Genomic DNA, 26,257 nt, shown 5'->3' with positions numbered 1-26,257 from the left:
CGATAGAACACAAAAACAAAACACAAAAAGCTGGAGGAAATCATGGGTGGGACGTCAAAGCTTCTGCTGTGTGCGGCTGCTTCCGTGCTCGCCGGCACGATGCCGGCGCTCTCGGCCTGGCAACCGCAAAAGCCGATCGAGTTCATTGCCACGGCCGGGCCGGGCGGCGGCACCGACAATATCGCCCGCGCGGTGCAGAACATCATCACCAAGTACAAGCTGACGGACCAGCCGATCGTCGTCGTCAACAAGGGTGGCGGTAGCGGCGCCGAAGGCTATGTCTATGGCAAGGCCTCCGCCGGCGATCCCTACAAGGTGATCTTCGGCACGTCGAACGCCTGGCAGCAGCCGCTCGTCTCCAAGGTCGCCTTCAACTACACCGATCTCACCCCGATCGCAGCGATGGCGCAGGACGAGTTCTTGCTCTGGGTCAAGCAGGACTCGCCTTTCAAGACGGCGGGCGATTATTTGAAGGCGGCCGCATCGGGCGACTTCAAGATGGGCGGTGCGCAGTCCAAGGACACCGACGAGGTGCTGACGCGCATGATCGAGAAGACCGGCAAGGTCAAGCTGACCTATATCCCCTTCAAGAGCGGCGCCGAGACCGCCGTGCAGCTCGCCGGCGGCCACCTCGATTCCCACGTCAACAATCCCAGCGAGAGCCTCGGGCAATGGCGCGGCGGCACGCAGCGGCCGCTCTGCGTGTTCAGCCCGAAGCGGCTGCCGCAGGGCGCCAAGGTCACCGCGACCGAAGGCTGGGGCGACGTTCCGACCTGCGCCGAGCAGGGGCTCGACATCAAGCAATATGAGCAGCCGCGCACGGTGTGGCTCCCCGGCAAGGTCACGCCGGACCAGGCCGCGTTCTATGTCGACCTCATGAAGAAGGTGCAGGCGACGCCGGAATGGAAGGACTACATCGAAAAAACCTCCCAGGTCGACACGTTCCTGACCGGCGCCGAGTTCGACAAGTTCATCAAGGAGGACCTCGAACACGTCAAGCAGGTCGCGGGCGAGCAGGGCTGGCTCGTCAAGTGAGGCGGGGTGCTTGCATTACCTTTGATGGGAGCAGGGTTTCTCCACCAACTCCGCTGTCGTCCCCGCGAACGCGGGGACCCATACCGCGTGATCTCTCGATCCGTATCGGTCGTTGTACCGACGAAAATCTAACTTCCAGTCTTCGTCAAACGTCTCCCTGTGGTTATGGGTCCCTGCGTTCGCAGGGACGACAGCGAATGCTAGGGACGCGTGCGCCATGACCGGACCTTGTCCCACACCAGAGCGGAGCCCTCGATGATCTCGCGCCGCGCGCTTGAACTTGCGACCGCTGTCCTCACCGGCAGTTTTGGTATCGCGGTGGTGGTCCAGAGTCTCGACAACGGCATCGGCTGGTCGAGTGCGGGCGTGGAGTCCGGCACGTTCCCGTTCCTGACTGGCGTCATCATCGTGCTCGGGAGCCTCTACAATCTGGTGCGGGGCGTGATGCCAGTTGCCTCACTGGCAAATGTCCCCATCGCGATCACGCCGATCGAGCTGCGCCGGATTGCCAGCCTGTTCGTGCCGGCCACGGCCTTCGTTGCAGCGATCCCCCTGATCGGGATGTACCTCGCCTCGGCCGGTTACGTCTTCGCAGTGCTGGCAATCCCAAAACATCAATCCGTTCCGCGTGCGCTTGCCATGGCGCTTGCGACGGCAATCGGGCTTTACGTCGTGTTCGAGCGCATGTTCCAGGTCAGCCTGCCGCATGGCGCGCTCGCCGCCGCGTTCGGCCTCTGAGGACGAGGCCGATGGATAATCTCTCAGAGCTCCTCCACGGCTTCACCATCGCGGTCACCGTGCCGCATCTGGCCCTGATGGTGGTCGGCGTGCTGCTCGGCATCCTCGTCGGCGTGCTGCCGGGGCTGGGCGCGCCGAACGGCGTGTCGCTGCTGCTGCCGCTGACCTTCGGCATGCAGCCGGTCTCGGCGATCATCCTGCTCTCCAGCATGTATTGGGGCGCACTGTTCGGCGGCTCGGTCACCTCGATCCTGTTTAACATTCCCGGCGAGCCGTCCTCCGTCGCAACCACCTTCGACGGTTACCCGATGGCGCGCGACGGACGGCCGACGACGGCGCTCGCCACCGCCTTCGGCTCGGCGGCGTTCGGCGCGTTGATCGGCGTCATCCTGATCACCTTCCTCGCCTCCTGGGTGGCGCAGGTCGCGCTCGCGTTCGGGCCGGCTGAATATTTCGCGGTCTATTTCCTGGCCTTCGCGAGCTTCGTCGGCATGGGCGGCGCGGCGCCGATCAAGACCGTCGTGGCGCTGGCGATCGGCTTTGCCATCGCCGCCATCGGCATCGACACCGTGTCCGGCAGCGTCCGTCTCACCATGGGTGTGGACGAGCTGGTCAAGGGCGTGAACTTCGTCGTCGCGGTGATGGGCCTGTTCGGCATCGGCGAGTTGTTGGTGGCCGTCGAAGAAGAGTTTCACGCCCGCGCGGTCTCCTCGAAGATCGATTGGCGCGAGGTGTTTCGCGCGGTCGGCCGCCTGCCCAGGCACAGCGTTGCACTGCTGCGCAGCGCTGCGATCGGCTGCTGGATGGGGATCACCCCGGGTGGCCCGACCGCGGCCTCCTTCATGAGCTATGGCATCGCCCGCCGCTTCTCGCGTCGGGGCCGATATTTTGGCACCGGCGAGGTCGAAGGCATCATCTCGCCGGAGACGGCCGACCATGCCGCCGGCACCAGCGCGCTGCTGCCGATGCTCTCGCTCGGCATTCCCGGCTCGGCAACCGCGGCCGTCATGATGGGCGGGCTGATGATCTGGGGTCTCAATCCCGGGCCGATGTTGTTCGTTGACCAGAAAGACTTCGTCTGGGGTCTGATCGCCTCGATGTATGTCGGCAACATCGTCGCCGTCGCGCTGGTGCTGCTCACCGTCCCGGTCTTTGCCGCCCTGATGCGGATTCCGTTCGTGATCATCGCGCCGCTGATCGTGATCATCTGCGTCGTCGGCGCTTATTCCGTGTCGAACTCCTATCTCGACGTGGTCACGATGCTCGGCTTCGGCATCGTCGGCTATCTCTTCAAGAAGCTGTTCTATCCGCTGGCGCCGCTCGTACTCGCGATCGTCATCGGCGACAAGGCCGAGGATGCGTTCCGGCAGTCGATGCTGATGTCAAAGGGATCGCTCGGGATCTTCTTCGCAAACAAGCTGGTGACGTGCCTGATCGTGGGCGGCGTTGCGCTGCTGCTGCTTCCGCTCGTGCTGCAGCTCGCACGCCTGCTTCACAAGCCTGCGCCACCCACCAATGAGACGACTGCTCAGGAGAAGGTGATCATATGACCGCAAAGCCGCTCATCGCACTGGCCATGGGAGACCCCGCCGGCATCAGCCCGGAGCTGACGGCGAAGCTTGTGGTGCAGGACGATATCCGCGCGAGCTGCCGGCTCGTCGTGATCGGCGACCGCCGCATCTTCGACGAGGGCGCGCGGGTCGCGGGCGTCAAGCCTGATATGAGCGTGGTGCAGCAGGGGGCCGACCTTCGGGCGGCGAAGGGCGATGCGCTGTTTGTCGATCTCGGTCATCTCGATCCCAAAGAGGTCGAACCGAAAGCTGCGACCCTTGCCGGCGGACAATTCGCGCTGGCCAATTACCGGCGCGCGCTAGAACTCGGGCGCGATGGCAGCGTGGACGCCGTCTGCTTCACTCCCTTCAACAAGCAGGCGATGCGGCTGGCCCGCGCCGAATATGACGACGAGATCGCGTTTTCCGCGGAGGTGGTCGGTCTCAAGACACCGGCGAGCGAATTCAACGTGCTCGATCGGCTCTGGAACGGACGGGTCACCTCGCATATCCCGCTGAGGGATGTCGCTGCAAAGCTGTCTGGCGAACGCATCCACCGCGCGCTCAGGCTGACCGATGCCTGCATGCGCAACGCCGGCTTTGCGCGGCCGCGCATTGCGGTTGCAGGCCTCAATCCGCACGCCGGCGATGGCGGCAATTTCGGTCGCGAAGAGATCGATGTGATCGCACCCGTGGTCGAGGCCGGCCAGCGCGAGGGTATTGCCGCCGAGGGGCCGTTTCCCGCCGACACGGTGTTCCTGCGCGCCAAGAACGGTGCCTTCGATGCAGTGCTGACGATGTATCATGACCAGGGCCAGATCGCGATGAAGCTGATGGGCTTTGACCGCGGTGTGACCCTGCTCGGCGGTTTCCCATTCCCGATCTGCACGCCCGCGCACGGCACTGCCTACGACATCGCGGGCCAGGGCATCGCCTCGATCGGCGCCAGCCGAGCCGCCCTGCTGCTTGCGGCGGAGATGGCTGCTCGCCGGGCTGCATGATTGCCGACGAATCACGCAGTTTGGCCGGTTTGCGGGAAAAACCGGAAACTTCCGCGGCAGAGCGGCGTTGCCATTGCCATGATCGTCTCCACTTCGGAGCTGGCACATGGACGAAGGTGGCGTGCAACGGAGGACTGTGAATAGGGCCTGGTCCATCGGCCGCGCCTGGCCGGCTTACGTCGTTCTAGTCCTGGCTTTGGCGGCTGCGCCTGTCGTCGCGGCCGAGATGAACTCGGCTGCTGTCAACGCCGCCGAGCCGTCCAAGAAGACGTTATCGAAGGAGACGCCAACACCGGCGGGAGTCCGGCTCCAGGTCCTCCTCGACAGGGCTCACTTCTCGCCCGGCGAGATCGACGGTAGATTTGGCGAGAACGCGAAGAAAGCGCTGCGGGCCTATGCGGAGGCCCGGCAATTACCGGGCTCGGACACCATGACGGATGATGTCTGGACAGCGCTGCGGGCGGACGACCGGCCGGTGACGCTGACCTACACCATCACCGGGCAGGACGTGGCGGGTCCTTTCCTGAACAAGCTGCCGTCGAAACTGGAAGACATGAAGGACATCCCGAAGCTGGGCTTCGCCAATCCGCGTGAGGCCCTGGCCGAGAAGTTTCACATGAGCGAGCAACTTCTGGCGGCGCTCAACCCGGGTCGCCATTTCGATCGTGCCGGCGAGACCATCGTCGTGGTCGACACCACCAGCGGAGGCGAGGGGACGCCTGCCAAGGCTGACAGGGTCGAGGTCGACAAGGTCAGGCAGACGGTAAAACTGTTCGACAAATCGAATGCGCTGATCGGATTTTATCCGGCCACCGTCGGCAGCGAAGACAAGCCGTCACCCTCGGGCACGCTGAAGGTCACGGAGGTCAGCCGAAATCCGTACTATCGCTACAATCCCGACTATCACTTTAAGGGCGTTCATTCCCGCAAGCCCTTCACCATCAAGCCCGGTCCGAACAATCCGGTCGGCACCGTGTGGATCAACCTTTCGGCTGAGGGCTATGGCATTCATGGCACGCCTTCGCCGGGAAAGATCTCAAAGGCAGAGTCGCACGGCTGCGTCCGTCTCACCAATTGGGATGCGGAACGTGTTGCCGGCAGCGTGTCGAAAGGCACGCTGGTCGCGTTCGTGGACGCGCCGGCCAATGCCAGTGCTTCGGCGCGGTAGTGTCAGCTCATTCGCCGTTACTTCGTGATCGGCGTCACCAGCTCCTTGTCGGCTGTATCCACCACGAACACCGCCAGCAGTTTTGCGGGCTCGGTCTCACTGGCATTGGCGCTGACGGCATGGCGATCACCAGGGCGTTCGAAGAAGTTCTCTCCCTTGTGATAGACCTTGGCCGGTTCGTCGTTGACCTGACTACGGATCGCGCCTTCCAGGATGGTGGCGTAGATGAATGCGGAGCGCGGGTGCATGTGAGCCGGCGAGGAGCCTCCCGGACCATACTCGACCAGCACGCCCTTCATGCTCTTGCCCGGAACGTTCGGCAGGGCTTGGTCGAACACGACCGACACTTTTGCCATTGGCGCGGGCTCGGCCGCGTGGGCTGTCAGGACAGTTGCGGCATAAACCGCGGCTGCGATCAGCAATCTGCACATGGGTTATCCTTCTCAGAGGCTCGCGAGCCACGTCGCCAGCGGGATTTTCCCGAGCCGCGCTTCGCCTAGCGGATTCAGCGACGTGTCGTCGATGGGGGCGCCGTAATAGGACGCCTTCGGATCTCCGATCACGGGTCGGGCGTCGCCAGATGCCTTCAGGCGGCGTGCGATGAATTCGTTGAAGGGGGCTTTTTCGGGCCCTGCGATATCGATCGTGCCGTTGAGCGGCTTGCCTATTACGACTTCCGCGAGGCGATCAGCGACATCCTCGGCCGCGATCGGCTGAAACTGGGCTGAGGGAACGACGATCTTGCCGTCAATCACCCCCATTTCGCCGATGGCGCCGAGGAATTCGAAGAACTGGGTGGCGCGCACGATCGAGTAGGGGATCGAGGCGGCCTTGATGATGTTCTCCTGGGCGAGCTTGGCACGGAAATAGGGGATGTCGGGCGACCGTTCAGTCCCCACGATCGACAGCGCCACGTGATGCTTCACCCCCGCCGCAGCCTCCGCCGCGACGAGATTTTTGCTCGAGCGCTGGAAGAACTCGAGCACGGCGGCCGGCTCCCATGACGGCGCGTTGGCAACGTCGACGACGACATCCGCGCCCGCCAGCGCTGCTGCGAGGCCTTCGCCGGTCACGGCGTTCACACCTGATTTCGGCGAAGCTGGCACGGCGTCGTGGCCCTGCTGCTTCAGCTTCGCCACAAGCTTTGATCCGATCAATCCGGTCCCGCCGATCACGACGATCTTCATGGCCTGTCTCCTTGGAATTTTGCGAGCGTGGGGTGATCAAGGATGCCTGGTGCTCGCGCTCGACTGATGCGTGCGATGTTCTACAGGAGCAATGGGGCGGGCTCTTGCCTGAAACCGGCCTGCGTTATCGAAAAATGCGCAAGACATGTCGACGTGACGGAGACGACAATTGGTAAGGGGGCATGCCCTTGTGTCTTGAGCGCCCACCTGTATCAGGCGAGACCAACGGCCAGACGGGGATTGCGCAATCATTGCCGATTGCCGGTGTTTTGCCCGACGTGTCAAACGACGGGACCGGCCGAAAAGCCCAATGCTATCAGCCCCATTCTACTGTGCATGGGGTTGATTTCGAAGTTTTTGTTTGGAGCCTCACGCCGCGCAGACGATCACGCCGTACCAGCCGAGCCCGCGATAAGTCTCGTAACCCGGCGTCGCATGGAAGGCGACCATCGTGCCGGAGCGGTCCTGATAGAAGCCGGAGCGCTGGCCGTTGAGCGACAGCGAGACACGCTCGCTCAAAATGCCTTGGCCGTCGGAGGCGGCGATGACGCGAAAATTCGAGTCGACCAGCAGCACGCGGGCCTTGTCGGCGTCACCGACGCGGACGCCTTGCACGATCGCGCGCGCCTGCGGCTCCCAGTCGAAATGGATCGCGAGCACGCCGATCGGCGCGCCGTTGGCCTGGCCGCCGGCGCGGACGCTGGCGCAATAGGTTGCGACCTGCGCATTGCCGAGCAGGGACTGGTTCTCGACGTCGCCGGCGACATAGTCGTCGCCGGAGCGCAAGGTCTTCGCCTCGCGAAACCACTTTGTGTGGGCGACGTTCTGGCCGACCACACGAAAACGATCCGCGCGGCCGTTGGCGATGACGTTGCCGTCGAGGTCGCAAAGCCAGAGATCGAGATAGACGGTGTAGGCGCCAAGGATGACGCCGAGCCGTTGCGAAGCGTAGGTCACCGCTGCCGGCGCAGGCGACGCCGCGCAATCGACCACGGCTGAGTCGGTCGCCCACCAGCGCACGTCGCAGGTGCGCTCATAGAGGTTGCGGTCGATCAGCTCGACCGCGTTCAGCGAGAGGTCGACCATGCGCTCGCCGCGCGAACGCTGGCTCATGCGGTCGATCGAGGAAACGAGATCGCCGGTGCGCTTGGTCAGCTGGGATTCAAGCTCACGTGCGATGGTCTCGACCTGCTGGCCGACGCCGCGCACTTCCTGCGCCACCACCGCGAAGCCCGCGCCCTGTGCACCGGCGCGCGAGCTCTCGATCAGCGCGTTCAGCGCCAGCATCTTCATCTGGTTGGTGATCTGCTGGATCGACTTGGTCTTGTCGACCGCGATCTGGTTGACCTCCGCGGTCAGGCGGTTGATCAGCGCGGAAATGTCGGAATCATCGTCAGCGGGTTCGGTGGCGATCGGCTTGGCTTTGAGACCCAGCGCAGCAGACATCGGGAAGTTCCCTTGGCAATGAGGCCTGATCTGCAATGAACCCGGAACAATCACGTACAGATCGAATACGAGTCTTTTTCTAGGATTCAACCTAACGCCTGCTTAATTTGCTGTTTTGCGGGCTGCCCAAATGATAGTCACTCCGGCCCGCTGGACGGCCATCCACCGCTTTGTGTGGCCCGGCCGTTGCAAATCTCCGGGGTTTCCCGGCCAATCGGTCGGTGACCAGACGGCTCGTGCGATCGCCCGGGCCTGTAGTTCCCAACAGCCAGTCCCGACTCATGACGCCTCCCGCATCCGCACTGCCTGTCGAAGCGCCCCAGGCGTTCCTGGGGGTGGCGCGCTCGCTCACCGACAAGCTCTGGCGCGACCGGCTGGATGCCCGTGGGGCGGCCAAGGCGCTCGCCATCGTGCAGCGGCACCAGCTGCCGGAGCTGCTGGCGCGGGTGCTGGCGGGCCGCGGGGTCGATAGCGACGCGGTCGCCGACTTCCTCGATCCGACCATCCGCAAGCTCATGCCGGACCCGTTCACGGTGACGGAGATGGAGGCGGCGGCGAAGCGCATCGCGGACGCGGCAGCGAGGAGCGAGACGGTCGCGATCTTCGGCGACTACGATGTGGACGGCGCGACGTCGGCGGCGCTGCTGGCCTGGCATTTGCGCCATTGCGGGCTCGATCCGCTGATCCACATTCCCGACCGCATTTTTGAGGGCTACGGCCCCAACGTCGAGGCCGTTCGCGGGCTCGCGGCCAAGGGCGCCACGCTGCTCGTCACCGTCGATTGCGGCACCACCAGTATCGAGCCGCTGGCCGAAGCGAAGCGGCTCGGCATGTCGGTCGTCGTGATCGACCATCACCAGGCCGGTGACGTGCTTCCCGAGGTCGATGCGCTGGTCAATCCGAACCGACTCGACGATCTCTCCGGCCTTGGCCACCTCGCCGCTGTCGGCCTCGTGCTGGTCACGCTGGTCGCGGTCAACCGCGAGCTGCGCCAGCGCGGCTTCTGGAACGCGGAGATGCCCGAGCCGGATCTGCTCGGCATGCTGCATCACGTCGCGCTGGGCACCGTCGCGGATGTCGCGCCGCTGATCGGTCTCAACCGCGCTTTCGTCGCCAAGGGGCTGATCGCGATGCGGCGGCGCGACCATGTCGGCCACACCGCGCTGATGGATGTGGCGCGGCTCAACGGCCCTCCGGAAGCCTGGCATCTCGGCTTCATGCTGGGGCCGCGCGTCAATGCCGGTGGCCGCATTGGCCGCGCCGATCTCGGCGTGCGGCTCCTGCTCGAAGGCGACAGCGTTGAGGCTGCGCGGATCGCCGCTGAGCTCGATCGCCTCAACAGCGAGCGCCGCGTCATCGAGCAGGCCGCCGAAGCGCAAGCCGAAGCCGAAGCGCTCGCCTCGATCGGGCTCGAGGACAAGATTGGCGTGATCGTGACGGCCTCCGAAGGCTGGCACCCCGGCGTGGTCGGCCTTGTTGCCTCGCGCCTGAAGGAGAAGTTTTCGAGGCCGGCCTTTGCGATCGCGTTGGAGCCCGGCGGCATCGGCACTGGATCAGGCCGCTCGATCGCCGGCGTCGACATCGGTAAGGCGGTTCGGCAGGCGGTGACCGATGGCATTCTGCTCAAGGGCGGGGGCCACGCGATGGCCGCGGGCGTGACGCTGCGGAAAGAGAAGCTCGCCGAATTCCGCGCTTATCTCGAAAATGCGCTGGCGCGCGACGTCGCCGAGGCGCGCCACGTCAACGAGCTCTATATCGACGGCGCGGTCTCCGCGCGCGCAGTGACGACGGAGCTTGCGGCGACACTCAACCGCGCCGGTCCGTTCGGCAGCGGCAATCCGGAAGCCGTGCTGGCGCTGCCGGCGCACCAGCTCGTCTATGCCGACGAAGTCGGACAGGCTCACTTGAGGCTGCGCTTCAAGTCGGGCGATGGCGCCATTGTCAACGGCATCGCGTTCCGTTCGGTCGGCCAGAAGCTTGGCAATGCGCTTGCGGCCAATCGCGGCCAGCAACTGCATGTCGCGGGATCGCTGTCGGTCGACCGTTATCAAGGCGCCGAGCGCGTGCAATTCCGCGTCATCGATGTTGCTCTTCCGGACCAGGGGCCGTCCGTGATTAGATAAGATCATGCGAAGAAAATAACTCGCTCAAACAACAAAAAAGGGAGTGAACATGGCAGGGCAGGTTGAGGGCAAGGTCGCGCTGGTGACGGGCGGCGCGTCCGGCATTGGCGAGGCCATCGTCGAGCTTTTCTCGCGCGAGGGCGCGACCGTCATTGCGACAGATATCGACGAGCTGCGCGGCCCCGAGCTCGCCAAGCACATCACGAAAGCCGGCGGCAAGGCGATCTTCCTGGAGCAGGACGTCACGAGCGAAGAGCGCTGGATCGAGATCGTCGCCGAGATCGCAAAGCGCTACGGCCGGCTCGACATCATGGTCTCCAACGCTGGCATCGGCATTGCCGTGCCCTCGATCGTCGACATGACGCTGGGAGACTGGCGCAAGCAGAATGCGATCAATCTCGACGGCGTGTTTCTCTCGGTCAAGCATTGCCTTCCCCTGATGCGCAGGACCGGCGGCGGCTCGATTGTCATGATGTCCTCGCTCGCAGGCCTTCGCGGCTCGCCCGGCCTGTCGGCCTATTCGGCGACCAAGGGGGGTGTGCGGCTGTTCGCGAAATCAATCGCGATGGAATGTGCGGCGGCGGGCGACGGCATCCGCGTCAACTCCGTGCATCCCGGCATCATCGACACGCCGATCTGGGGCAAGATCCCGGCCGGTGCGACCGGCGCCGGCCAGAACGCGCCGATCGATCCCGAGGAGCGTGCGCGCGCCGTCACGCCGCTCGGCCGCTCTGGCCAGGCCGCGGAGATCGCCTCCGGCGTGCTGTATCTGGCGTCAGATGCCTCGCGCTACGTCACCGGCAGCGAGCTCGTCATCGACGGCGGCATGAACGCCGGCGGCGTGCCACGGCGGGCGTAGCCGACGCAGGGCAGGGCGGCGCGACGAGGGGCTGACGCTTGTGCGTTGCCCCTGTACAACGCCGGGAGCCGATCAAACGAGGTTTCTCTGCCATGGCGCACAGCCTGTCCCACGCCGCTTCATCCGCGTCCGCAACCGCCTCAGTGGGGTCGAATCGGCCGGATCTCGCCACCGACGCCATTCGCACTGCGCGCGAAGATCTCGCCGCCTGCTTCCGGATGGCCGCGCGCAACGGCTTTGAAGAGGGCATCTGCAACCATTTCTCGGCCGTGGTGCCGGGCCATGATGACCTCTTCCTGGTCAACCCCTACGGTTATGCCTTTCGCGAACTGACGGCCTCGAAGCTGCTGATCTGCGACTTCCACGGCAATGTGCTCGACGGCGAGGGCGTGCCCGAGGCGACCGCCTTTTACATCCACGCCGAGATGCACAAGCGCCTGCCGCGCGCCAAGGTCGCTTTCCACACCCACATGCCCTATGCGACTGCGCTGTCGATGACCGAGGGCGATCCGCTGATCTGGGCCGGCCAGACCGCGCTGAAATTCTACGGGCGCACGGCAGTCGACCGCGACTACAACGGTCTCGCCCTCGACAACCGCGAAGGCGCGCGCATCGCGTCCGCCGTCGGCAATGCCGACATCGTCTTCATGAAGCATCACGGCGTGATGGTGCTGGCGCCGACCATCGCGGAGGCTTGGGACGATCTCTATTATCTCGAACGCGCCGCCGAAGTGCAGGTGCTCGCGATGTCGACGGGCCGCAAAGTACTGCCGGTCGATCCCGCGATTGCGGCCGAGACCTACAGGCAGATGCGCGACGGCGATTCCGAATCCGCACGGCTGCATCTGGCTGCGGTTCGGCGTCAGCTCGATGCGGAAGAGCCGCAGTACCGGCACTGAGGCGACTTACGACCCCTGCCTCAGCTTCGCCAAGACCTTCAGCCCGCCATAGCCATCCGCCGGCGTGATCCCCGCGCGCTGCTGAAAATCCTTGATCGCCTTCATGGTGTCGTTGCCGACCCGGCCGTCGGTGCCGCCGGTATCGAAACCGGCCTTGGTCAGCCGCGTTTGCATCTCCTGCACCTCGGCGAGCGTCAGCGCGCGTTCGGAGCCGGGGAAGGGCTGGATGAAGGGCGGCGCGCCCAGGCAGCGATCGCCGAGATGGCAGATCGCCAACGCATAGTTCATCGAGGGATTGTAGCTCTTCACCGCGTTGAAATTCGGTCCCAGCAGGAAAGTCGGTCCGCCCGCAACAGGTGTCCACATCTGCGCGGAGGCATTCGGCTGCGGGAACGGCTGGCCGTCGGCGCGGGTGACACCCGCTGAAGTCCACGCAGCATAGGTACGGGTGCCGCTGGCCTCTCCGGATGCGCGCACCTCGTAGCCCCAATGTTCGCCGCGGTGCCACTTGCCGCGGTTGACGAGATATTTGGCGGTCGATCCCAGCGCATCGTCGGGCTTGCCGAATGGCGATACTTTTCCGTCGCCGTCATAGTCGATGCCGACATTGAGCCAGACCTCCGGCATCCATTGCGAATGGCCCATTGCGCCGGCCCAGGATCCTTGCATCTGCTCCGGCGTGCTCCAGCCCTTGTCGACGATGCGCAGCGCGTTGATCAGCTCGGTCTCCCAATAGGCTTTGCGGCGCGGCTCGTTCCAGGCGAGCGCGGCCAGCGAGGGAAACACCGGCGTCATGTGGTTCTGCTGCACCAAGGGATCGCCATAGGCGGACTCGACGCCCCATAGCGCCAGCAGCGTGCCGCGCTCGACACCGAAATCGCGCTCGATCCGTGCAAGCAGCGCCTCGTTGTTCTTGAGCGCGATCTTGCCGTTGATGATGCGCCAGTCGGAGACGCGGCGGTTGATGTATTGCCAGACCTGCTCGTGGAATTCGGGCTGGTTGCGCATCTGCTTGAACACGCTCATGTCAGGCTCAACCCGCGCCATCGCGCGCTGCCAGGTCGCGGCCGAAATGCCTTTTGCCATGGCGCGAGCACGAAAACCCTCGCGCCATTCGTCAAAGCCCGGAGGGGCTGCGAGGACGCGTGCTGGCAACGCAAGCAAGGCGGTCGCGCCGAGCGCGGATTCCAGCAGGGCGCGTCGGGTGTGATGGTCCGAGGAATCAGCTTGTTTCATGGACTCATTCTAGCGGGAAACACGGTGCTTGTGAGCAGGTTCCGGGAACGCTGGGAACTTGGCGTTCTCCGGAACAAACTGTCGCAGTCCCGCATTCCCTCCGCACACATTGAAGGATGAGACAATGAAAAAATATCTGTTTGCCGCTGCCATGGTCACCGCCATTGCGGCTCCAGCATTCGCTGATGAAGTCGGCGTTCACGTCGGACCGGTCGGTGCCGGTGTGACGGTCGGGCAGTCCCACGAGTATCGCGAGCGGGACCGCGATCGCGACCGCACCACCATCATCAAGGAGCGCGAGCCTGCCGACCGCACCACGGTCATCAAGAAGGAAGATGAATTCGGCAATCGCAGCAAGACCGTGATTCATCACGACAACGACTGACGGAGCAGGGCCCCGGCGATCGTCGGGGCCCACTTCTGTTCATCGAGCATTCGGGGTGGAATGAAGATACGCGCGCATGCGGAAAGCCATGTCGTCGAGCTCGACGACGGATCGCAATGGCAGATATTTCCTGGCGATCTCGCGACGACGCTGAGCTGGAAGCCCGAAACCGATTTGCACCTGGAGCCGAGCCGCGACCGGGTGAGTTCGCATGTGCTGGTGAATGGCACCGACCAGAGCCGGGTGCGGGTGATCGTGGCGGGCGAAACCTGGCCCGACGGCGAGGTTAAGAAAGCGTTGAAGGGCGGGTAGGACGTTCTGACGTTCGACTGGATATCCCCGATTTTAGGCCTGCCGTTTTACGGTCGGTTCGTTCTTGTCGCGCAAAATGCGCGCATGCGGGAGCTGTTCGACATCATCCGTGCCAACCCCTGGCCTTTCGGTGCAGGGCTGTTCGTCGTGATCCTGATGATCATTGCCGAGAACTTCGGCCGGGGTATCCAGGGCGATGGCGACTCTGGTGGCGACTTCTCGGATGCCGGCGGATGTGACGGCGGCGGCGGCGACTAGGCCTGGTCGTCCTGCAATTCGGTTGCGACGTTAGCGAGCCACCGGCGAATACTCGCCTCGGCCTTGGCATCGAGGCCACCCGCAAGCCGCTTCTCCAGCGCGATGACGCGCTCCCTGCATGCCTTCAGCAGCGTCGCCCCGCGCGGCGTCAGCGTCCATTGCTGGATGCGGCCATGGACGGGATGGGGCGTCATCAGAATCGCACCGTCGCGCTCGAGATTGCGAATGATGACGCCCACCGTCTGCGGGGTCAGGAAGGTGAGCCGGGCGACGTCGGCGCCTGACAGGCCCGGATAAGCGTTGAGCATCGTCAGCACCGCGAATTGCGGCGACGTCACGCCGAGATCGGCCAGGGTCCGTTCCATCGTCAGGCGGACTGCGGCATGGGCCTGGCGCAAGAGGTAACCGAGATAGCCTTCTTCGCCGCGCTTGCCTTCGCCGGGGGCGGGCACGCGAACGGCGCCGTTGTCGACAGGCGGCTTGCGCGAGATTTTCGATCTTGTGATATCAGCCGGCTTGCGCGCCATATAAGAGCTCTTATAATGTATAAGCACTCTTACAATAGCACGAGGTGAACGGCAATGTCACACGCCCGCAGCGAATACGAGGATTTCAAGCGGATCGCGCCCGATGCGTACGATCTGGTGCTGGCGCTGGGCCAGGTGGCTGCCAAGGCGGGCCTCGACAAGCAGCTGTTGGAGCTGGTCAAGCTGCGGGCGTCGCAAATCAATGGCTGTGCCTTCTGCGTGCAGCATCACATCCTGCTCTCGGAGCGCATTGGCGTGCCCGTGGACAAGCTCCATCTGGTCGCCGTTTGGCGTGAGGCGCCGATCTTTTCCGCGCGCGAGCGCGCTGCACTGGGTTGGGCGGAGGCGTTGACCCTGCTACCCGACGGCTTCGGCGACGAGGTCTATGCCGAGGTGCAGCGCGAATTCTCCGAGACCGAGCTGATGTACCTGACATCGGCAATTGCTTCGATCAACGTCTGGAACCGGTTTGGCGCAGCCTTTCGCTGGACGCCGGCGAAGCGGCCGGTTGCCGCGCATGCCGCGACGTCCTGATTGCAACAAGGGGAGGTGGTCATGACAGCAATGAGTTTGGGCACCACCGAGCACCTGGTGCCGTCGCGCGCGATGGCACTGGCCGTTGTCGGCGGGCTCGCCTGTGCGCTCGCGATCGGCAACGCACTGCCGGTGACGATGGACACCGTATCAGGCGCGCTCGCGCCGCTCTGCGCGAATGCTGCGGAGAGTTCGCCGCTCGACAAGGTCGAGCCGATCGGCTCCTACGCATTGCCGAACGTGCCGGGCAAGCGCGTGACCATCGTGCGGGTGTTCTACGGTCCCGGCGGATTTTCGCGACCGCATCGCCACGCAGGCTCGGTGACGGCCTACATCACCAAGGGCGAGATCCGTTCCCAGCTCGGCGGCGGCCCGGTCGAGACGTTCGGCGTCGGCCAGTCCTTCTTCGAGCCACCGGGCTCGACGCATCTGGTCTCGGCCAATGCCAGCGCCACGGAGCCGGCGGAATTGATCGCCGTGTTCGTGGCGGACGAGGGCGCACAGCTTACGACGTTGTTGGAGTAAGCCGAGCCCGGGTGAACGAAGCGACACCCGGGGACGGTCATTGTGAAAGTCCCGGACGTCGCTTCGCTCACTACGCTTCAAATTGCCATCAGCCGCCGTATGACGCCGGATCAGGATTGTCCGAGGGGTGCTCGAACGATTTCTTCATCGACGCCGGCATCGGGACGTGGAAATTCAGGCCGCGCGGCGGCACCGGCTCCATGAACCATTTGTTGTAGATTTTCTCGATCTCCGGGCTCTTGTAGAGTTTTGCGGTCGCCCGATCGACCACCGCCTTGAACGGCGCGTCGTCCTTGCGCAGCATGATGCCGTAGGGCTCGGGATCGGAAAAAGCTCCGGTGCTGATCGCGTAGAGCGACGGATCCTTCGAGGAGGCGATCATGGCTGCAAGCTGGATGTCGTCCATGACGAACGCCTCGGCGCGATCGGTCTCGACCATCAAGAATGCTTCGGGGACGTCCTTCGCGTTCATGACGTTGATGCCGAGCGAGCGGGCCGCGTTGGCCTTGTTGAGCTGGGTGATGTTGGTCGTGCCCGAGACCGAAACGACGGCCTTGCCCTTGAGATCGTCGACCTGATCGAGCTTCGAGGCCTTCTTGGATACGAAGCGGCTCGCCGTGAGGAAATGGGTGTTGGTGAACCACACCTGCTTCTGGCGATCGGCGTTGTTGGTGGTCGAGCCGCATTCGAGATCGACGGTGCCGTTCGCCATCAGCGGAATGCGGTTGGACGAGGTGACCAGGTTCTCATTGACCGCGAGCTTGTCCAGCTTGAGCTCGGCCTTGATCTCCTCGACGATCTTCATGCAGATGTCGATGGCGTAGCCGACCGTCTTCTGCTTCTCGTCGATGTAGCTGAACGGCACCGCACTGTCGCGCACGCCGAGCGTGATCGCGCCGGTTTCCTTGATCTTCTTCAACGTGCCGGTCAGCTCCTGCGCATGAGCCGGCATGGCGAACGCGATGGCCAGAACAGCCGCCGTGGTGAGACTACGCATGTACTTCCCTTCCTCCAGTGTGCCTGCCGGAGGCAAAGCAATTCTGGGGCCAGAGAAGGCCGGATCATTCGATCGATCTGGAGCTGGCCGGTTGGCCCCCGCGCGCCAAAGAAGGGGTCGTCATCGGATTGTCATCGAGGTGCGCCGCGGAGCGAGGCGTAAACCGCCTCAATTCTCCTCGCTGCTCGATCCCTCGCGCAGGTCAGGCTTGATCACATCCTCGGGCATCGCGTGGGCCACAGGCTGCGCGGTGACCGCGATCTCCGGGCCGATCTCGCGGCCGCGGGCGTGGATCAGGCGCTCATAGGCGGAGACCAGCGTGACGTAGGGGCTGACCCAGATCCAGCCGTCGCGGGTGAACACCTGGACGTCGAAATGCAGGTGCATCGAGGTGCCGGCGGGATGGTCGAGATAGTTCGAGACCATGCCGATCTTTTCGCCTTCGGTGACGAGGCGGCCGTTGAGCAGGCCGTCGGCGTTCATCACCTGCGGATTCATGTGCATGTAGCGGAAGCGGATGTGCTCGGTGCGGCTGTTGATCTCGAGCGTCGCGGCCTGGTCCTTGGCGCCGCGGATCACGATGGCGTCGCGCACCGCGACGACGGCGCGCTGCTTGGGATCACAGGGTTCGCGGCCCTCGCCTGATGAAGGGCAGTCGGCCGCGCGAATATCCTCGCCCTGGTGGCCGTAGCCGCCGGCGCATTGCCAGACCTCGAAGCTGCGGGACTCGCAGAAATTGTCGCGCCAGGGATAGGCGGTTGGGCTCTCGTTCTTGTCGCGCTTGCCATAGGATTGCGAGCGCACGAAAGCGGGCGCCTTCTCCAGCGGAAAGCGGATCTGCGCATAGGCCATCACGTCGGGATGGCCGCTCTTGTTGCGATAGCCGGTGTTCGGGATGATATCGCCGCTCGGCCGATAGCTGAATTCGGTCGAACGCTCGCGAGGACGATCGATGATGTTGGAGGCGATGTCCGCGAGCGGCCGCATACGCTGGCCGCCGGCGACATGCAGCGCTTTCAGGAAGCGTTCGGCAACCGGATAGGCTTCCTTGCAGGCCAGCCGCCGTGGTTTTGCGACACTGTCCAGGCACTGGATGGAGACGACATAGGCAACGCCGAAGCGGTTGAAGGCGTAGCGGACATAGCCTTCCCGGATGAACCTGCGCAGGTCCGGATAGGTCGTCGCAAGCGGCTTGACCGGCTCGCCCTTGCCGCCGACGGGATCGGCGATGTCATAGAGCAGCGCAGAGCCCGTGATCTGCACCTCGACCGGCCTTGCATAGACGCGGCTCGGCATGCCGTCACCGGCGCCGGGCTCGAACGAGAACGCCGCGCTGTAGCCGGCAGGACCGGCGTCGAACATGTCGGGGGGATTGAAATCGGCCTGGTAGCGCGACAGCGCCAGGCTCGACGGTGCGCCGCTGCGCTGGGCCTCGAGATAGGCGGCGGCGTCGAACGGCAGCAGCACGGGCACGGAGCTGCGGGCGATTCCAGTGAAGAATTGCGACGAGATCGCGTTGAGCTGCACCAGCGCCGGCGTCGCGCGCGGATCGTAACGCGGCACCGAACGGCGCGGCGCGAAGATGAAGTCGCCCGCTACTTGCGGGCGGCTGTTGATCTCGGTGCGGAGCTGGTCGAGCGCTGCGCGCCAATCGACGCGCAGGGCCGTGAGTGATGGGCTGCGGATCTCGTCCGCCGCGAGCGGCGTGGCAGGAAGGAGCGACAGCGACGCCAGCAGAAGCGAGACGAAGCGGAAACTCTTCCTACCCAATGTCTCGCCCCCCGGCGCTGCCTGTCCCGATCCTCGATCCCTCGCTTAGTCCTTGGCACGCTCGGAGTAGGAGCCGTCTTCGGTCATCACCACGATGCGAGTGCCGACCGCGATGTGCGGCGGCACGGTGGTGCGCACGCCGTTGGAGAGCACTGCGGGCTTGTACGACGACGAGGCGGTCTGGCCCTTGGTCACCGGCTCGGTCTCGACCACTTCCAGCGTCACGCGCTGCGGCAGCGCGAGCGAGACCACGTTGACGTCGTGGGTCGACAGCTTGACGGTCATTTCCGGTTGAAGATAGGCGGCGGCGTCGCCGACGACGTCCTTGGAGACCTGGACCTGATCGTAGGTCTCGGGGTTCATGAAGTGGTAGCCGTCACCATCTTCGTACAGGAAGGTGAAGTTGCGCTCTTCGATCGTGGCCTTTTCGACCTGGTCGGTGGTCTTGTAGCGCTCGGAGATCTTTACCCCGTCCGAGATTCGGCGCATTTCGATCTGGCTGACCGGGGTGCCCTTGCCGGGATGGATGTTCTCGGCGCTCACGACGACATAAAGCTTGCCGTCTTGCTCGATCACGTTGCCCTTGCGAATAGAACTGGCGATGACTCTCAAAGCTATATTTCCTGCTTGCTTGGCCCGGCTCCGGCCAGGACGTGGTCAAATTGATGGGGGACTTGGGGCCTCAAATCAGACCTCGGCGCCCGTTTCGGGCCGCAACATACGCATTTTGTCGTTGAATGCCAGCATTTTGCTGGCCTGTGGGGCGGTCCGTTAATGGCTGGGGACAAGCCGATTTCACCGTTCTGGTCGCCCTCGCGGCATCTCGACCGGCGGCCGTTCCTCCAGGCAAGGGGGGCTGTGACCGGAGCTTTACGGGGCTTTTTCGCCGAACAGGACTTCGTTGAGGTCGAAACCTCCATCCTCCAGGTCTCCCCCGGCAACGAGACCCATCTGCACGCCCCCCGGACCGAGATCATGCGCCCCGACGGCAACCGAGCCCGCCGATACTTGCGGACCTCCCCGGAATTCGCCTGCAAGAAGCTGCTGGCGGCCGGGGAGCCCCGAATCTTCGAGTTCGCCCGGGTGTTCCGCGACCGCGAACGCGGCGACCTGCATTTGCCCGAATTCACCATGCTGGAATGGTACCGGGCCGGCGCGCCCTACGACGCCATCATGGCCGACACCGTTGTCGTGATTGCCCGCGCGGCGCAGACGACCGGGATCGGGACGTTCGCCTTCCGCGGCCGGATCGCCGACCCCTTTGCCGAGCCGGAGCTCCTGACCGTCGCCGGCGCGTTCGAGCGGTTCGCCGGCATCGACCTGTTGTCGACAATCTCCGGCAACAGGGGTAACCGTGCCGCGCTGGCCCAGGCGGCCGCCGGCAAGGTCCGTGTGGCCGAGGACGACACCTGGTCGGACATCTTCAGCAAGGTCCTGGTCGAACATGTCGAGCCGCATCTGGGGCAGGGGCGTTTGACCATTCTGTTCGAATACCCATCTCCGGAGGCGGCGCTGGCGCGGGTGACGGCTGGCGATCCCAGGGTCGCGGAACGGTTCGAGGTCTATGCCTGCGGCGTCGAGCTCGCCAACGGTTTTGGCGAACTGACCGACGCCGAAGAGCAGCGCAAGCGCTTCACGGAATCGATGGCGGAGAAGCAGCGCCGCTACGGCGAGGCCTACCCGCTGGACGAGGATTTTCTGGCCGCGGTGGCCGCAATGCCGGAGGCGAGCGGTGTCGCGCTCGGTTTCGACCGACTGGTGATGCTGGCCAGCGGCGCAGCACGAATTGATCAGGTGGTGTGGACGCCGCCTGCAAATGAAACGTTAAGTGAGACATGACGAAGACCAACCTTGCACGCACCTTGCGCGAGCCGGCCGAGCTTGTGGCCGCGGACCTCGTGCCTGCCACGGCTCTGCCCGCTCTGGAGCGCGTCGCCGCGCGCTACGCGGTCGCGATCACACCGGCGCTGGTCGAATTGATCGACAAGTCCGATCCCGACGATCCCATCGCGCGGCAATTCGTTCCGACGGAGGCAGAGCTGGAGATGCAGCCGGGCGAAAACGCCGATCCGATCGGCGATCACCCGCATTCGCCTGTCACAGGCATCGTGCATCGCTATCCCGATCGCGTGCTGTTCAAACTCGTTCACGTCTGCGCGGTCTATTGCCGCTTCTGCTTCCGCCGCGAGATGGTGGGGCCCGGCAAGGAGAACGCGCTGTCGGAGGCCGCCTATCGCGCGGCGATCGATTACATCCGTGCGCACAGCGAGATCTGGGAGGTGATCCTGACCGGCGGCGATCCCCTGATGCTGTCGCCGCGGCGGATGAGCGAGATCATGGCCGATCTCGCCGGCATTGATCACGTCAAGATCATCCGCCTTCACACCCGCGTGCCCGTCGCTGACCCCGCGCGCATCAGCGAAGAAATGGTCGCAGCGTTGAAGGTCGCAGACGCGACCACCTGGGTCGCCGTGCATGCCAACCATGCGCGCGAGCTCACGGAAGGCGCCCGCGCCGCCTGTGCGCGGCTCGTCGATGCCGGGATTCCCCTGGTGAGCCAGTCCGTGCTTTTGCGCGGCGTCAATGACAACGTCACCGCTCTGTCGGATTTGATGCGAGCTTTCGTCGAATGCCGGATCAAGCCCTACTATCTGCATCACGGTGATCTCGCGCCGGGCACCGTGCATTTGCGAACGACGCTGGCGAAGGGCCAGGATTTAATGCGGAAGCTGCGCGGACGGGTATCAGGACTGTGCCAGCCTGACTATGTCATCGACATTCCCGGCGGCGCCGGCAAATCGCCGGTGGGACCGAATTATGTGTTGGCGGAGCAAAATACCGCAGCTGACGCGCGTGAAGCGGAGACGGAAACGCGCTATCGTATCGTGGATTACTGCGGCGACGTTCATCTCTACCCGCCCGAGACCTGAGCGGTCAGAGAACGCCGGCTTGAGAATGGAGGCACGGACGTGAAGAAGATCATGGTGGCAGCATCTCTCGTGGTCTTGCTCGGCGGCGCGGCGCTCGCGCAGACCGGCACCAAGGGATCGACGTCGGGCGGCGCAACGTCGGGGTCGGTGCCGCAGGCCCCCGTCGGGCATCGCCAGCCGCGCGCCGGCGACGTGCCGAGCGAGAAGAATCTGAGCGACCCGAACAATCCCGTGAACAAGGAAGACGCGGCGCTCGACAAGAAGATCAAGAGCATCTGCCGCGGCTGCTAGGCCGCCACGGGGAAGCAGCGGGCAGGGCGCGAACAGCATCGCCCCGCCCGCGTTTACCCCGCCTTACGCGGAACGCTCGTGGAGCCCGGCGCGCTGGATATTGCGCCGGATCTCGACCGCATCAGCGAGCTGCTTGAGCGTGGTTTCGGTCGTCGCCCAGTCGATGCAGCCGTCAGTAATGCTCTGACCGTAGACGAGTGGCTTGCCCGGAACCACGTCCTGGCGGCCGGCGACGAGATTGCTCTCGATCATCACGCCCATGATGCGGTTTTCGCCGCCCGAGATCTGCCCGGCGATGTCGGCCATGACCAGCGGCTGGTTCTCCGGCTTCTTGCTCGAATTGGCGTGGCTCGCATCCACCATCACCAGCGGCGCGACGCTCGCCTTCGCCAGATCGTTGCAGGCCGCCGCGACGCTTGCCGCATCGTAGTTCGGCTTGCTGCCGCCACGCAGGATGATGTGGCAGTCCTCGTTGCCCGCGGTCGAGGCGATCGCCGATCGGCCGAGTTTTGTGACGGCCATGAAGTGATGCGGATGCGAGGCTGATTTCACCGCGTCGGCGGCAATGCGAACATTGCCATCGGTGCCGTTCTTGAAGCCGACCGGGCAGGACAGCCCCGAGGCCAGCTCGCGATGGATCTGGCTCTCGGTGGTGCGCGCGCCGATCGCGGCCCAGGACACGAGGTCGGCGATGTATTGCGGCGTCGTCATGTCCAGGAACTCGGCACCGGCGGGCAGGCCGAGATTGTTGACCGCCGACAGCACGTTGCGCGCCAGCCGCAGGCCTTTGTTGATGTCGAAGCTGCCGTCCAGGTCAGGATCGTTGATCAGGCCCTTCCAGCCGACGGTGGTGCGCGGCTTCTCGAAATAGACCCGCATCACGATCTCGAGCTGGTCGGCGAGGTCCTCGCGCAAGGCTGCAAGCCGCTCGGCATAGTCGAGCGCGGCCTTGGGATCATGGACCGAGCAGGGGCCGACCACGACCAGCAGGCGGTCGTCCTGGCCGTTGAGAATGGCGTGGATAGCGTTGCGCGCCGCCATCACCACGCGCGTTGCGGTGAGCGTGCGCGGGACCTCCCGCATTACCTCATCGGGCGTGCTTAGCTCTTTCAGTTCGCGGATACGAAGATCGTCGGTCGTGCTCAGCACGGCGGGCTCCTGTTTGCTTCAGAACCTGCCGGCCAATAAAAAAGCCGCCAGGTCTGGCGGCTGTTCGGGCGTTTGCTTCAATGTGTCAGATTGAGCACGATCCTCCCACCGCCAGCGAGCTGTCGTAGCTAAAGTACCAATAAAAGCTGGTGGCGACGGTGATCATGGCCGCTCATATAGCGTGCCATCGCCGGGTTGTCACCCCCCAAAACGGCGTAAGAGGCGACGAGGCGCCTCAACTGTTGCTATTGCGTGCTGCCAGCGCCGTGCCGATCAGGGTGGCACCGCCGAACAACAGGTTGATGCCGACGAGGATTCCGATCGCCCAATCCGCCGAGCTCGGCAGTCCCGTGATCACCATGAAGGAGATCGCGATGTCGACGAGGCCCGAGATCAGCAGCCATGACCAGCGGCCGCTCAGCTCGCGGCGATGCTCCAGCGCGTACATGATGGTGGCGACGCCCTCGGCAAGAAAGTAGGCGCCGAGCACAATGGTGAGCGTCAGCACGGCCTGCATCGGCCGGGCCAGCAGCAGCATGCCGGCGAGCACGGCGAGCGCCGCCGAGATCAGCGACCACCAGAAGCCCGGCGTGCTGCGCGCCCAATAGGTCACGATCAGGCCGCCGACGCCGCTGATCAAAAACATCCAGCCTAGGACAATCGCGATCGCAAGACTGGCGAGCGGCGGCACGATCAGCGCCGCGATGCCCAGCACGGCAAGCAGGATGCCTTCGAACAAAAAGGCCTTCCAATGCGCTTTCACCGTTTGGCTCATGGCGGATTGCAGCCGTGAAAGATCCTCGGGCGATGTCATCGCTAAGCTCCGGCTCGAATGGCGTGTGCTTAATCTAGTGCGCGCACAGCACACTTTCCATCCCGCGGCCTAGCTGCCGCCGTGCGCAGACGAAAAACCTTCGCCGCTGGTGCGAACGCGGTTGCGGCCGAGAATGTAGATCGCGACCGTGACGATCAGGAGCGCAAGCCCGAGCAGGATCGAGACGAAGCCGATCGGGATCAGCGCCAGCGTCAGGTTGCGCGCGGGGTTGATCAGCCAGTGATGGATCGAGGTGAGCACGAAGGCGAGCCCGAGAAAGCCGACGCCGCCACCTGCGAGCAGCAGCGCCCACATCCGGCGCAGCTGGCTGAGCCGCTCCCGCGCGACGTCGGTCCGCGGCGCATGATGGCGCGCGACGCGGCGGACGAGGCGGATGGCGAAGGCGATCGAGCTGAAGCCGATCAGCAGGCTCGCGCCGCCCAGCCACATCCGCAGCGTCGGATCCAGGTCCGGCATCCTTTGCAAGGTCAGCAGCGGGAAGTCGAAGGCCGAATGCAGCGCCAGCGGACCGGCGAAGATCAGCAGGCGGCTCGACAAGCGGGCCCAGTCGCGATGATGGCGGTTCGCGCCCAGCGCCGTGCCGGCACGGGCAATCGTGAGGTAGGCGCCCGCGATGATGCCGAGCGCGCCGTGGAACGGCACCGTCAGCACGCTGCGCAGCGCCGCCAGCGAACGCCACATCTCGGCATGCTGGACGAGATAAGCGAGGTTCTCGTAGGCGGCGAAGCCGAGGCCGACCGCGGCGCCATAGACCACGGTGTCCATCGGATTGGCAAAAGTCCGCCGCTTGGTCGAGGAGATCGCCACGATGGCGATCACCTTCACGGCCTCCTCGGGCAGGGCGACGCCGAAGACCGAATGCATGGCCAGCGCTGCCCAGGGGTTGTCGGGTGCCGCGACCATCTTGGCGAAGGGCGCGCGGGCGAGGCCCAGCAGCGAGATGCTGGCCGCACCGAGCAGGAACGCCGTCCAGACCTGGGCCGGCGGCCCCGGGCGCTCCTCGGCGGCAATGACGAGCCACAGCATCAGCAGCGCCGGGGCGATGGCTGCAGTTCCGATGACGGTGGGTAGCGCTTCGATCAGGTACATCGGCGTCGAAAATAGGTTCCCTGGCCCGGCTTATCTACTTTTACCGATGCGACCATGTGTCATGCGCTTGCTGTCGCCTCGCTTAACAGCTGCGACAGCTTCGGTTCATCTGCGCGGTGATTGCGGCGGAGAACATGAGTGCAATCAACTGCATGATGGGATGTGCTCGCCGTCAATGGCAACGATCTCGCTGCCAACACAAGGCCGCGATTGGTTAGCTGGATCAAGGGAATGCGAAGGTTTCTTCGATTCACGATGCACGTGTCCCGGCAGCGAGTCCAGAGGCGGCATTTGCCACCTTGGCGCCGCGGCCGGTGGCTGCCTAGTCACGCTTCGTTGTGCGCCTGCGCCGCGTCAAGACACGCCGGGCGCGGGCCTGCTCCAGCTCCCAGAAGGCGCGGATCAGGCACGAGCCGAGACAGGCGGCTATCAGCAGCAGCAAAAGGGCTTGGTCCAGGGGGGCGAGTTGGGTCATGGCGATCATCAAGCAACGCCCATGCCATGCGTCTGTGGCGGCCCTGCGATTTGCGCAATCGCTCCTTACGCGGAGTGACTGTAGTGGCCGCTCGAATCGGGGGCACGGCCCTCAGTGGGTCGTGAACGGGGGGCGCGGCTCGGGCGCAACGTCGAATGCGCCGAGATGGTATTCCTCTCCAGTTTCTCGATCCCGCGGCGGGTGCTCGGCGAGCAAGGTGAACGCCGCCTGCGGATACTGCTTCCAGATATCAAGATCGCCGGCGGTGATGGTGAGCCAGCCGAAGGTGTACATGTAGCGCCCGGGCTCGGTGACCCGGCCGACCCTGTCCCAGGTGATCTTGTCTACCGTGATCTTATCAAGCGTGATCTTGTCGACTGCCATTCGGTCCCCCGATCGCAAGTCCGCAAATGAGGTCCGGCACGCGGCACGGACCTACAAAAGCTGATCCCGCAATGGGGCCGCGATAGGGCAGCGGTGCGGAGGCAAGGCGGCCGGAGGAGGCCCGCCGCCTGCCGGTTCAGCGCGCCGTCGTGGCCGCCTGCGCTTCCGCTTCGGACGCCAGCTCCAGCTGACGGTGCGAGGCGTGGAAGACGTCGTGGACGAGGCCGATCTTCTCCATGCCCAAAATAATCAGGCCGTTGAGATCGATCTCCCACCAGGCGTGCGAGATATAGGCGTCCCGCGGGAAGCGGTGATGGTTGTTGTGCAGACCCTCGCCGAAGGTGAGGATCGTGGTCACGAACTCGTTGGTCGAGGCGTCCTCGACCTCGAAGCGGCGATAGCCGTAGGCGTGGCAGACCGAGCCGGTGAGCTGGCTGACGAGGATCAACAGATACGCACGCAACAGGCCGGAGAACAGCACGCAGCCGATCATGGTGTGCACGCCGCCGAAGGTGTAGCCGATCACGCAGGGGTGATCGGAAGAGCGCACGTCG

The 26,257-nt window shown here is 64.5% G+C and carries 30 protein-coding genes; 16 read left to right on the top strand and 14 right to left on the bottom strand.

From position 1 onward, the window contains the following. Positions 1-42 precede the first annotated feature (42 nt). From B5V03_RS23520 to B5V03_RS23500, 5 genes are all read left to right on the top strand, one after another. On the top strand, positions 43-1,035 hold the full coding sequence (locus B5V03_RS23520) for a Bug family tripartite tricarboxylate transporter substrate binding protein (RefSeq protein ID WP_129272773.1): 993 nt from the start codon (positions 43-45) through the stop codon (positions 1,033-1,035). Between the two features lie 255 nt (positions 1,036-1,290). Then, positions 1,291-1,773: a tripartite tricarboxylate transporter TctB family protein gene (locus B5V03_RS23515; protein ID WP_129272772.1), complete on the top strand. Its 483-nt coding sequence runs from the start codon at positions 1,291-1,293 to the stop codon at positions 1,771-1,773. Positions 1,774-1,784: 11 nt separating this feature from the next. Further along, positions 1,785-3,323: a tripartite tricarboxylate transporter permease gene (locus B5V03_RS23510; RefSeq protein ID WP_129272771.1), complete on the top strand. Its 1,539-nt coding sequence runs from the start codon at positions 1,785-1,787 to the stop codon at positions 3,321-3,323. After that, positions 3,320-4,324: a 4-hydroxythreonine-4-phosphate dehydrogenase PdxA gene (locus tag B5V03_RS23505; protein WP_129272770.1), complete on the top strand. Its 1,005-nt coding sequence runs from the start codon at positions 3,320-3,322 to the stop codon at positions 4,322-4,324. Before B5V03_RS23510 ends, B5V03_RS23505 begins: the two co-directional genes overlap by 4 nt. Before the next feature lie 226 nt (positions 4,325-4,550). Beyond that, positions 4,551-5,492, top strand: coding sequence for a L,D-transpeptidase family protein (locus tag B5V03_RS23500; protein ID WP_433995346.1), 942 nt, complete (start codon positions 4,551-4,553; stop codon positions 5,490-5,492). A gap of 17 nt (positions 5,493-5,509) precedes the next feature. On the opposite strand, the gene B5V03_RS23495 is transcribed toward B5V03_RS23500, so the two are convergent. The 3 genes from B5V03_RS23495 to B5V03_RS23485 all read right to left on the bottom strand — a co-directional run bounded on the left by B5V03_RS23495 (position 5,510) and on the right by B5V03_RS23485 (position 8,125). Further along, positions 5,510-5,923 carry a cupin domain-containing protein gene (locus B5V03_RS23495; RefSeq protein ID WP_129272768.1) on the bottom strand — a complete coding sequence of 138 codons (414 nt, stop codon included), beginning with the start codon at positions 5,921-5,923 and terminating at the stop codon, positions 5,510-5,512. A 12-nt stretch (positions 5,924-5,935) separates the two neighbouring features. Further along, complete coding sequence (locus B5V03_RS23490) at positions 5,936-6,679, bottom strand: SDR family oxidoreductase (protein WP_129272767.1); 744 nt, start codon at positions 6,677-6,679, stop codon at positions 5,936-5,938. A gap of 369 nt (positions 6,680-7,048) precedes the next feature. Then, the gene (locus B5V03_RS23485) at positions 7,049-8,125 is read right to left on the bottom strand and encodes a methyl-accepting chemotaxis protein (RefSeq protein ID WP_129272766.1); all 1,077 of its coding nucleotides are present in this window, start codon (positions 8,123-8,125) and stop codon (positions 7,049-7,051) included. Between the two features lie 281 nt (positions 8,126-8,406). Here B5V03_RS23485 and recJ point away from each other — a divergent pair, with 281 nt between their 5' ends. From recJ to B5V03_RS23470, 3 genes are all read left to right on the top strand, one after another. Continuing rightward, on the top strand, positions 8,407-10,248 hold the full coding sequence (gene recJ, locus B5V03_RS23480) for a single-stranded-DNA-specific exonuclease RecJ (protein ID WP_164988232.1): 1,842 nt from the start codon (positions 8,407-8,409) through the stop codon (positions 10,246-10,248). Positions 10,249-10,297: 49 nt separating this feature from the next. Then, positions 10,298-11,107: an SDR family NAD(P)-dependent oxidoreductase gene (locus B5V03_RS23475; protein ID WP_164988231.1), complete on the top strand. Its 810-nt coding sequence runs from the start codon at positions 10,298-10,300 to the stop codon at positions 11,105-11,107. Between the two features lie 92 nt (positions 11,108-11,199). Beyond that, complete coding sequence (locus tag B5V03_RS23470) at positions 11,200-12,006, top strand: aldolase (protein ID WP_129272763.1); 807 nt, start codon at positions 11,200-11,202, stop codon at positions 12,004-12,006. 6 nt (positions 12,007-12,012) lie between these two features. On the opposite strand, the gene B5V03_RS23465 is transcribed toward B5V03_RS23470, so the two are convergent. After that, on the bottom strand, positions 12,013-13,242 hold the full coding sequence (locus B5V03_RS23465) for a lytic murein transglycosylase (RefSeq protein WP_129272762.1): 1,230 nt from the start codon (positions 13,240-13,242) through the stop codon (positions 12,013-12,015). 124 nt (positions 13,243-13,366) lie between these two features. Here B5V03_RS23465 and B5V03_RS23460 point away from each other — a divergent pair, with 124 nt between their 5' ends. The 3 genes from B5V03_RS23460 (at position 13,367) to B5V03_RS41600 (ending at position 14,197) form a co-directional block, all read left to right on the top strand. Further along, positions 13,367-13,627 carry a hypothetical protein gene (locus B5V03_RS23460; protein WP_129272761.1) on the top strand — a complete coding sequence of 87 codons (261 nt, stop codon included), beginning with the start codon at positions 13,367-13,369 and terminating at the stop codon, positions 13,625-13,627. Between the two features lie 60 nt (positions 13,628-13,687). Next, complete coding sequence (locus B5V03_RS23455) at positions 13,688-13,939, top strand: hypothetical protein (RefSeq protein ID WP_129272760.1); 252 nt, start codon at positions 13,688-13,690, stop codon at positions 13,937-13,939. 84 nt (positions 13,940-14,023) lie between these two features. Further along, entirely contained in the window at positions 14,024-14,197 is a 174-nt protein-coding gene (locus B5V03_RS41600) for a hypothetical protein (protein ID WP_164988230.1), read from the top strand. Here B5V03_RS41600 and B5V03_RS23450 read toward each other — a convergent pair. After that, positions 14,194-14,724: a MarR family winged helix-turn-helix transcriptional regulator gene (locus B5V03_RS23450; RefSeq protein WP_129272759.1), complete on the bottom strand. Its 531-nt coding sequence runs from the start codon at positions 14,722-14,724 to the stop codon at positions 14,194-14,196. The two genes, B5V03_RS41600 and B5V03_RS23450, sit on opposite strands and share 4 nt — an antisense overlap. Before the next feature lie 54 nt (positions 14,725-14,778). On the opposite strand from B5V03_RS23450, the gene B5V03_RS23445 reads away from it, so the two are divergent. Both B5V03_RS23445 and B5V03_RS23440 read left to right on the top strand, forming a co-directional pair. Next, on the top strand, positions 14,779-15,258 hold the full coding sequence (locus B5V03_RS23445; RefSeq protein ID WP_129272758.1) for a carboxymuconolactone decarboxylase family protein: 480 nt from the start codon (positions 14,779-14,781) through the stop codon (positions 15,256-15,258). Between the two features lie 21 nt (positions 15,259-15,279). After that, the gene (locus B5V03_RS23440) at positions 15,280-15,783 is read left to right on the top strand and encodes a cupin domain-containing protein (RefSeq protein WP_129272757.1); all 504 of its coding nucleotides are present in this window, start codon (positions 15,280-15,282) and stop codon (positions 15,781-15,783) included. A gap of 88 nt (positions 15,784-15,871) precedes the next feature. Here the strand turns inward: B5V03_RS23440 and B5V03_RS23435 are convergent, their stop codons facing one another. The 3 genes from B5V03_RS23435 to efp all read right to left on the bottom strand — a co-directional run bounded on the left by B5V03_RS23435 (position 15,872) and on the right by efp (position 19,162). Then, entirely contained in the window at positions 15,872-16,780 is a 909-nt protein-coding gene (locus tag B5V03_RS23435; RefSeq protein ID WP_129272756.1) for an amino acid ABC transporter substrate-binding protein, read from the bottom strand. A gap of 168 nt (positions 16,781-16,948) precedes the next feature. Continuing rightward, positions 16,949-18,550 carry a M23 family peptidase gene (locus tag B5V03_RS23430; protein WP_129272755.1) on the bottom strand — a complete coding sequence of 534 codons (1,602 nt, stop codon included), beginning with the start codon at positions 18,548-18,550 and terminating at the stop codon, positions 16,949-16,951. A gap of 45 nt (positions 18,551-18,595) precedes the next feature. After that, positions 18,596-19,162: an elongation factor P gene (gene efp, locus B5V03_RS23425; protein WP_015686372.1), complete on the bottom strand. Its 567-nt coding sequence runs from the start codon at positions 19,160-19,162 to the stop codon at positions 18,596-18,598. 162 nt (positions 19,163-19,324) lie between these two features. Between efp and epmA the strand changes: the two genes are divergently transcribed. From epmA to B5V03_RS23410, 3 genes are read left to right on the top strand one after another with little or no spacing between them, the layout of a single operon-like run. Then, positions 19,325-20,389: an EF-P lysine aminoacylase EpmA gene (gene epmA, locus B5V03_RS23420; protein WP_129272754.1), complete on the top strand. Its 1,065-nt coding sequence runs from the start codon at positions 19,325-19,327 to the stop codon at positions 20,387-20,389. Continuing rightward, a complete protein-coding gene (locus B5V03_RS23415; protein WP_129272753.1) occupies positions 20,386-21,480 on the top strand; it encodes a lysine-2,3-aminomutase-like protein in 1,095 nt (364 codons plus the stop codon). The genes epmA and B5V03_RS23415 overlap by 4 nt, the downstream gene beginning before the upstream one ends. Positions 21,481-21,519: 39 nt before the next feature. Beyond that, positions 21,520-21,771 carry a hypothetical protein gene (locus tag B5V03_RS23410; RefSeq protein ID WP_129272752.1) on the top strand — a complete coding sequence of 84 codons (252 nt, stop codon included), beginning with the start codon at positions 21,520-21,522 and terminating at the stop codon, positions 21,769-21,771. A 63-nt stretch (positions 21,772-21,834) separates the two neighbouring features. Here B5V03_RS23410 and B5V03_RS23405 read toward each other — a convergent pair whose 3' ends face one another. The 6 genes from B5V03_RS23405 to B5V03_RS23385 all read right to left on the bottom strand — a co-directional run. Then, positions 21,835-22,920, bottom strand: a complete 1,086-nt coding sequence (locus B5V03_RS23405) for a 3-deoxy-7-phosphoheptulonate synthase (RefSeq protein ID WP_129272751.1) — start codon at positions 22,918-22,920, stop codon at positions 21,835-21,837. Between the two features lie 235 nt (positions 22,921-23,155). Further along, positions 23,156-23,734 (bottom strand): HdeD family acid-resistance protein, encoded by a 579-nt coding sequence (locus tag B5V03_RS23400; RefSeq protein ID WP_129272750.1) that lies wholly within the window; start codon positions 23,732-23,734, stop codon positions 23,156-23,158. 69 nt (positions 23,735-23,803) lie between these two features. Next, a complete protein-coding gene (locus B5V03_RS23395) occupies positions 23,804-24,844 on the bottom strand; it encodes a PrsW family glutamic-type intramembrane protease (RefSeq protein ID WP_129272749.1) in 1,041 nt (346 codons plus the stop codon). A gap of 322 nt (positions 24,845-25,166) precedes the next feature. Further along, positions 25,167-25,328: a hypothetical protein gene (locus B5V03_RS41595; RefSeq protein WP_164988228.1), complete on the bottom strand. Its 162-nt coding sequence runs from the start codon at positions 25,326-25,328 to the stop codon at positions 25,167-25,169. A gap of 102 nt (positions 25,329-25,430) precedes the next feature. Next, positions 25,431-25,703, bottom strand: a complete 273-nt coding sequence (locus B5V03_RS23390) for a hypothetical protein (RefSeq protein WP_245502313.1) — start codon at positions 25,701-25,703, stop codon at positions 25,431-25,433. A 136-nt stretch (positions 25,704-25,839) separates the two neighbouring features. Further along, positions 25,840-26,257, bottom strand: a 418-nt coding sequence (locus tag B5V03_RS23385) for a fatty acid desaturase (protein ID WP_206736180.1), incomplete at its 5' end; no start/stop codon positions are given.

Source organism: Bradyrhizobium betae, from assembly GCF_004123905.1.
Classification (GTDB): domain Bacteria; phylum Pseudomonadota; class Alphaproteobacteria; order Rhizobiales; family Xanthobacteraceae; genus Bradyrhizobium; species Bradyrhizobium betae_A.
Note: the sequence above shows the minus strand (reverse complement) of the source record. Positions and strands in the feature narration are given on the sequence as shown.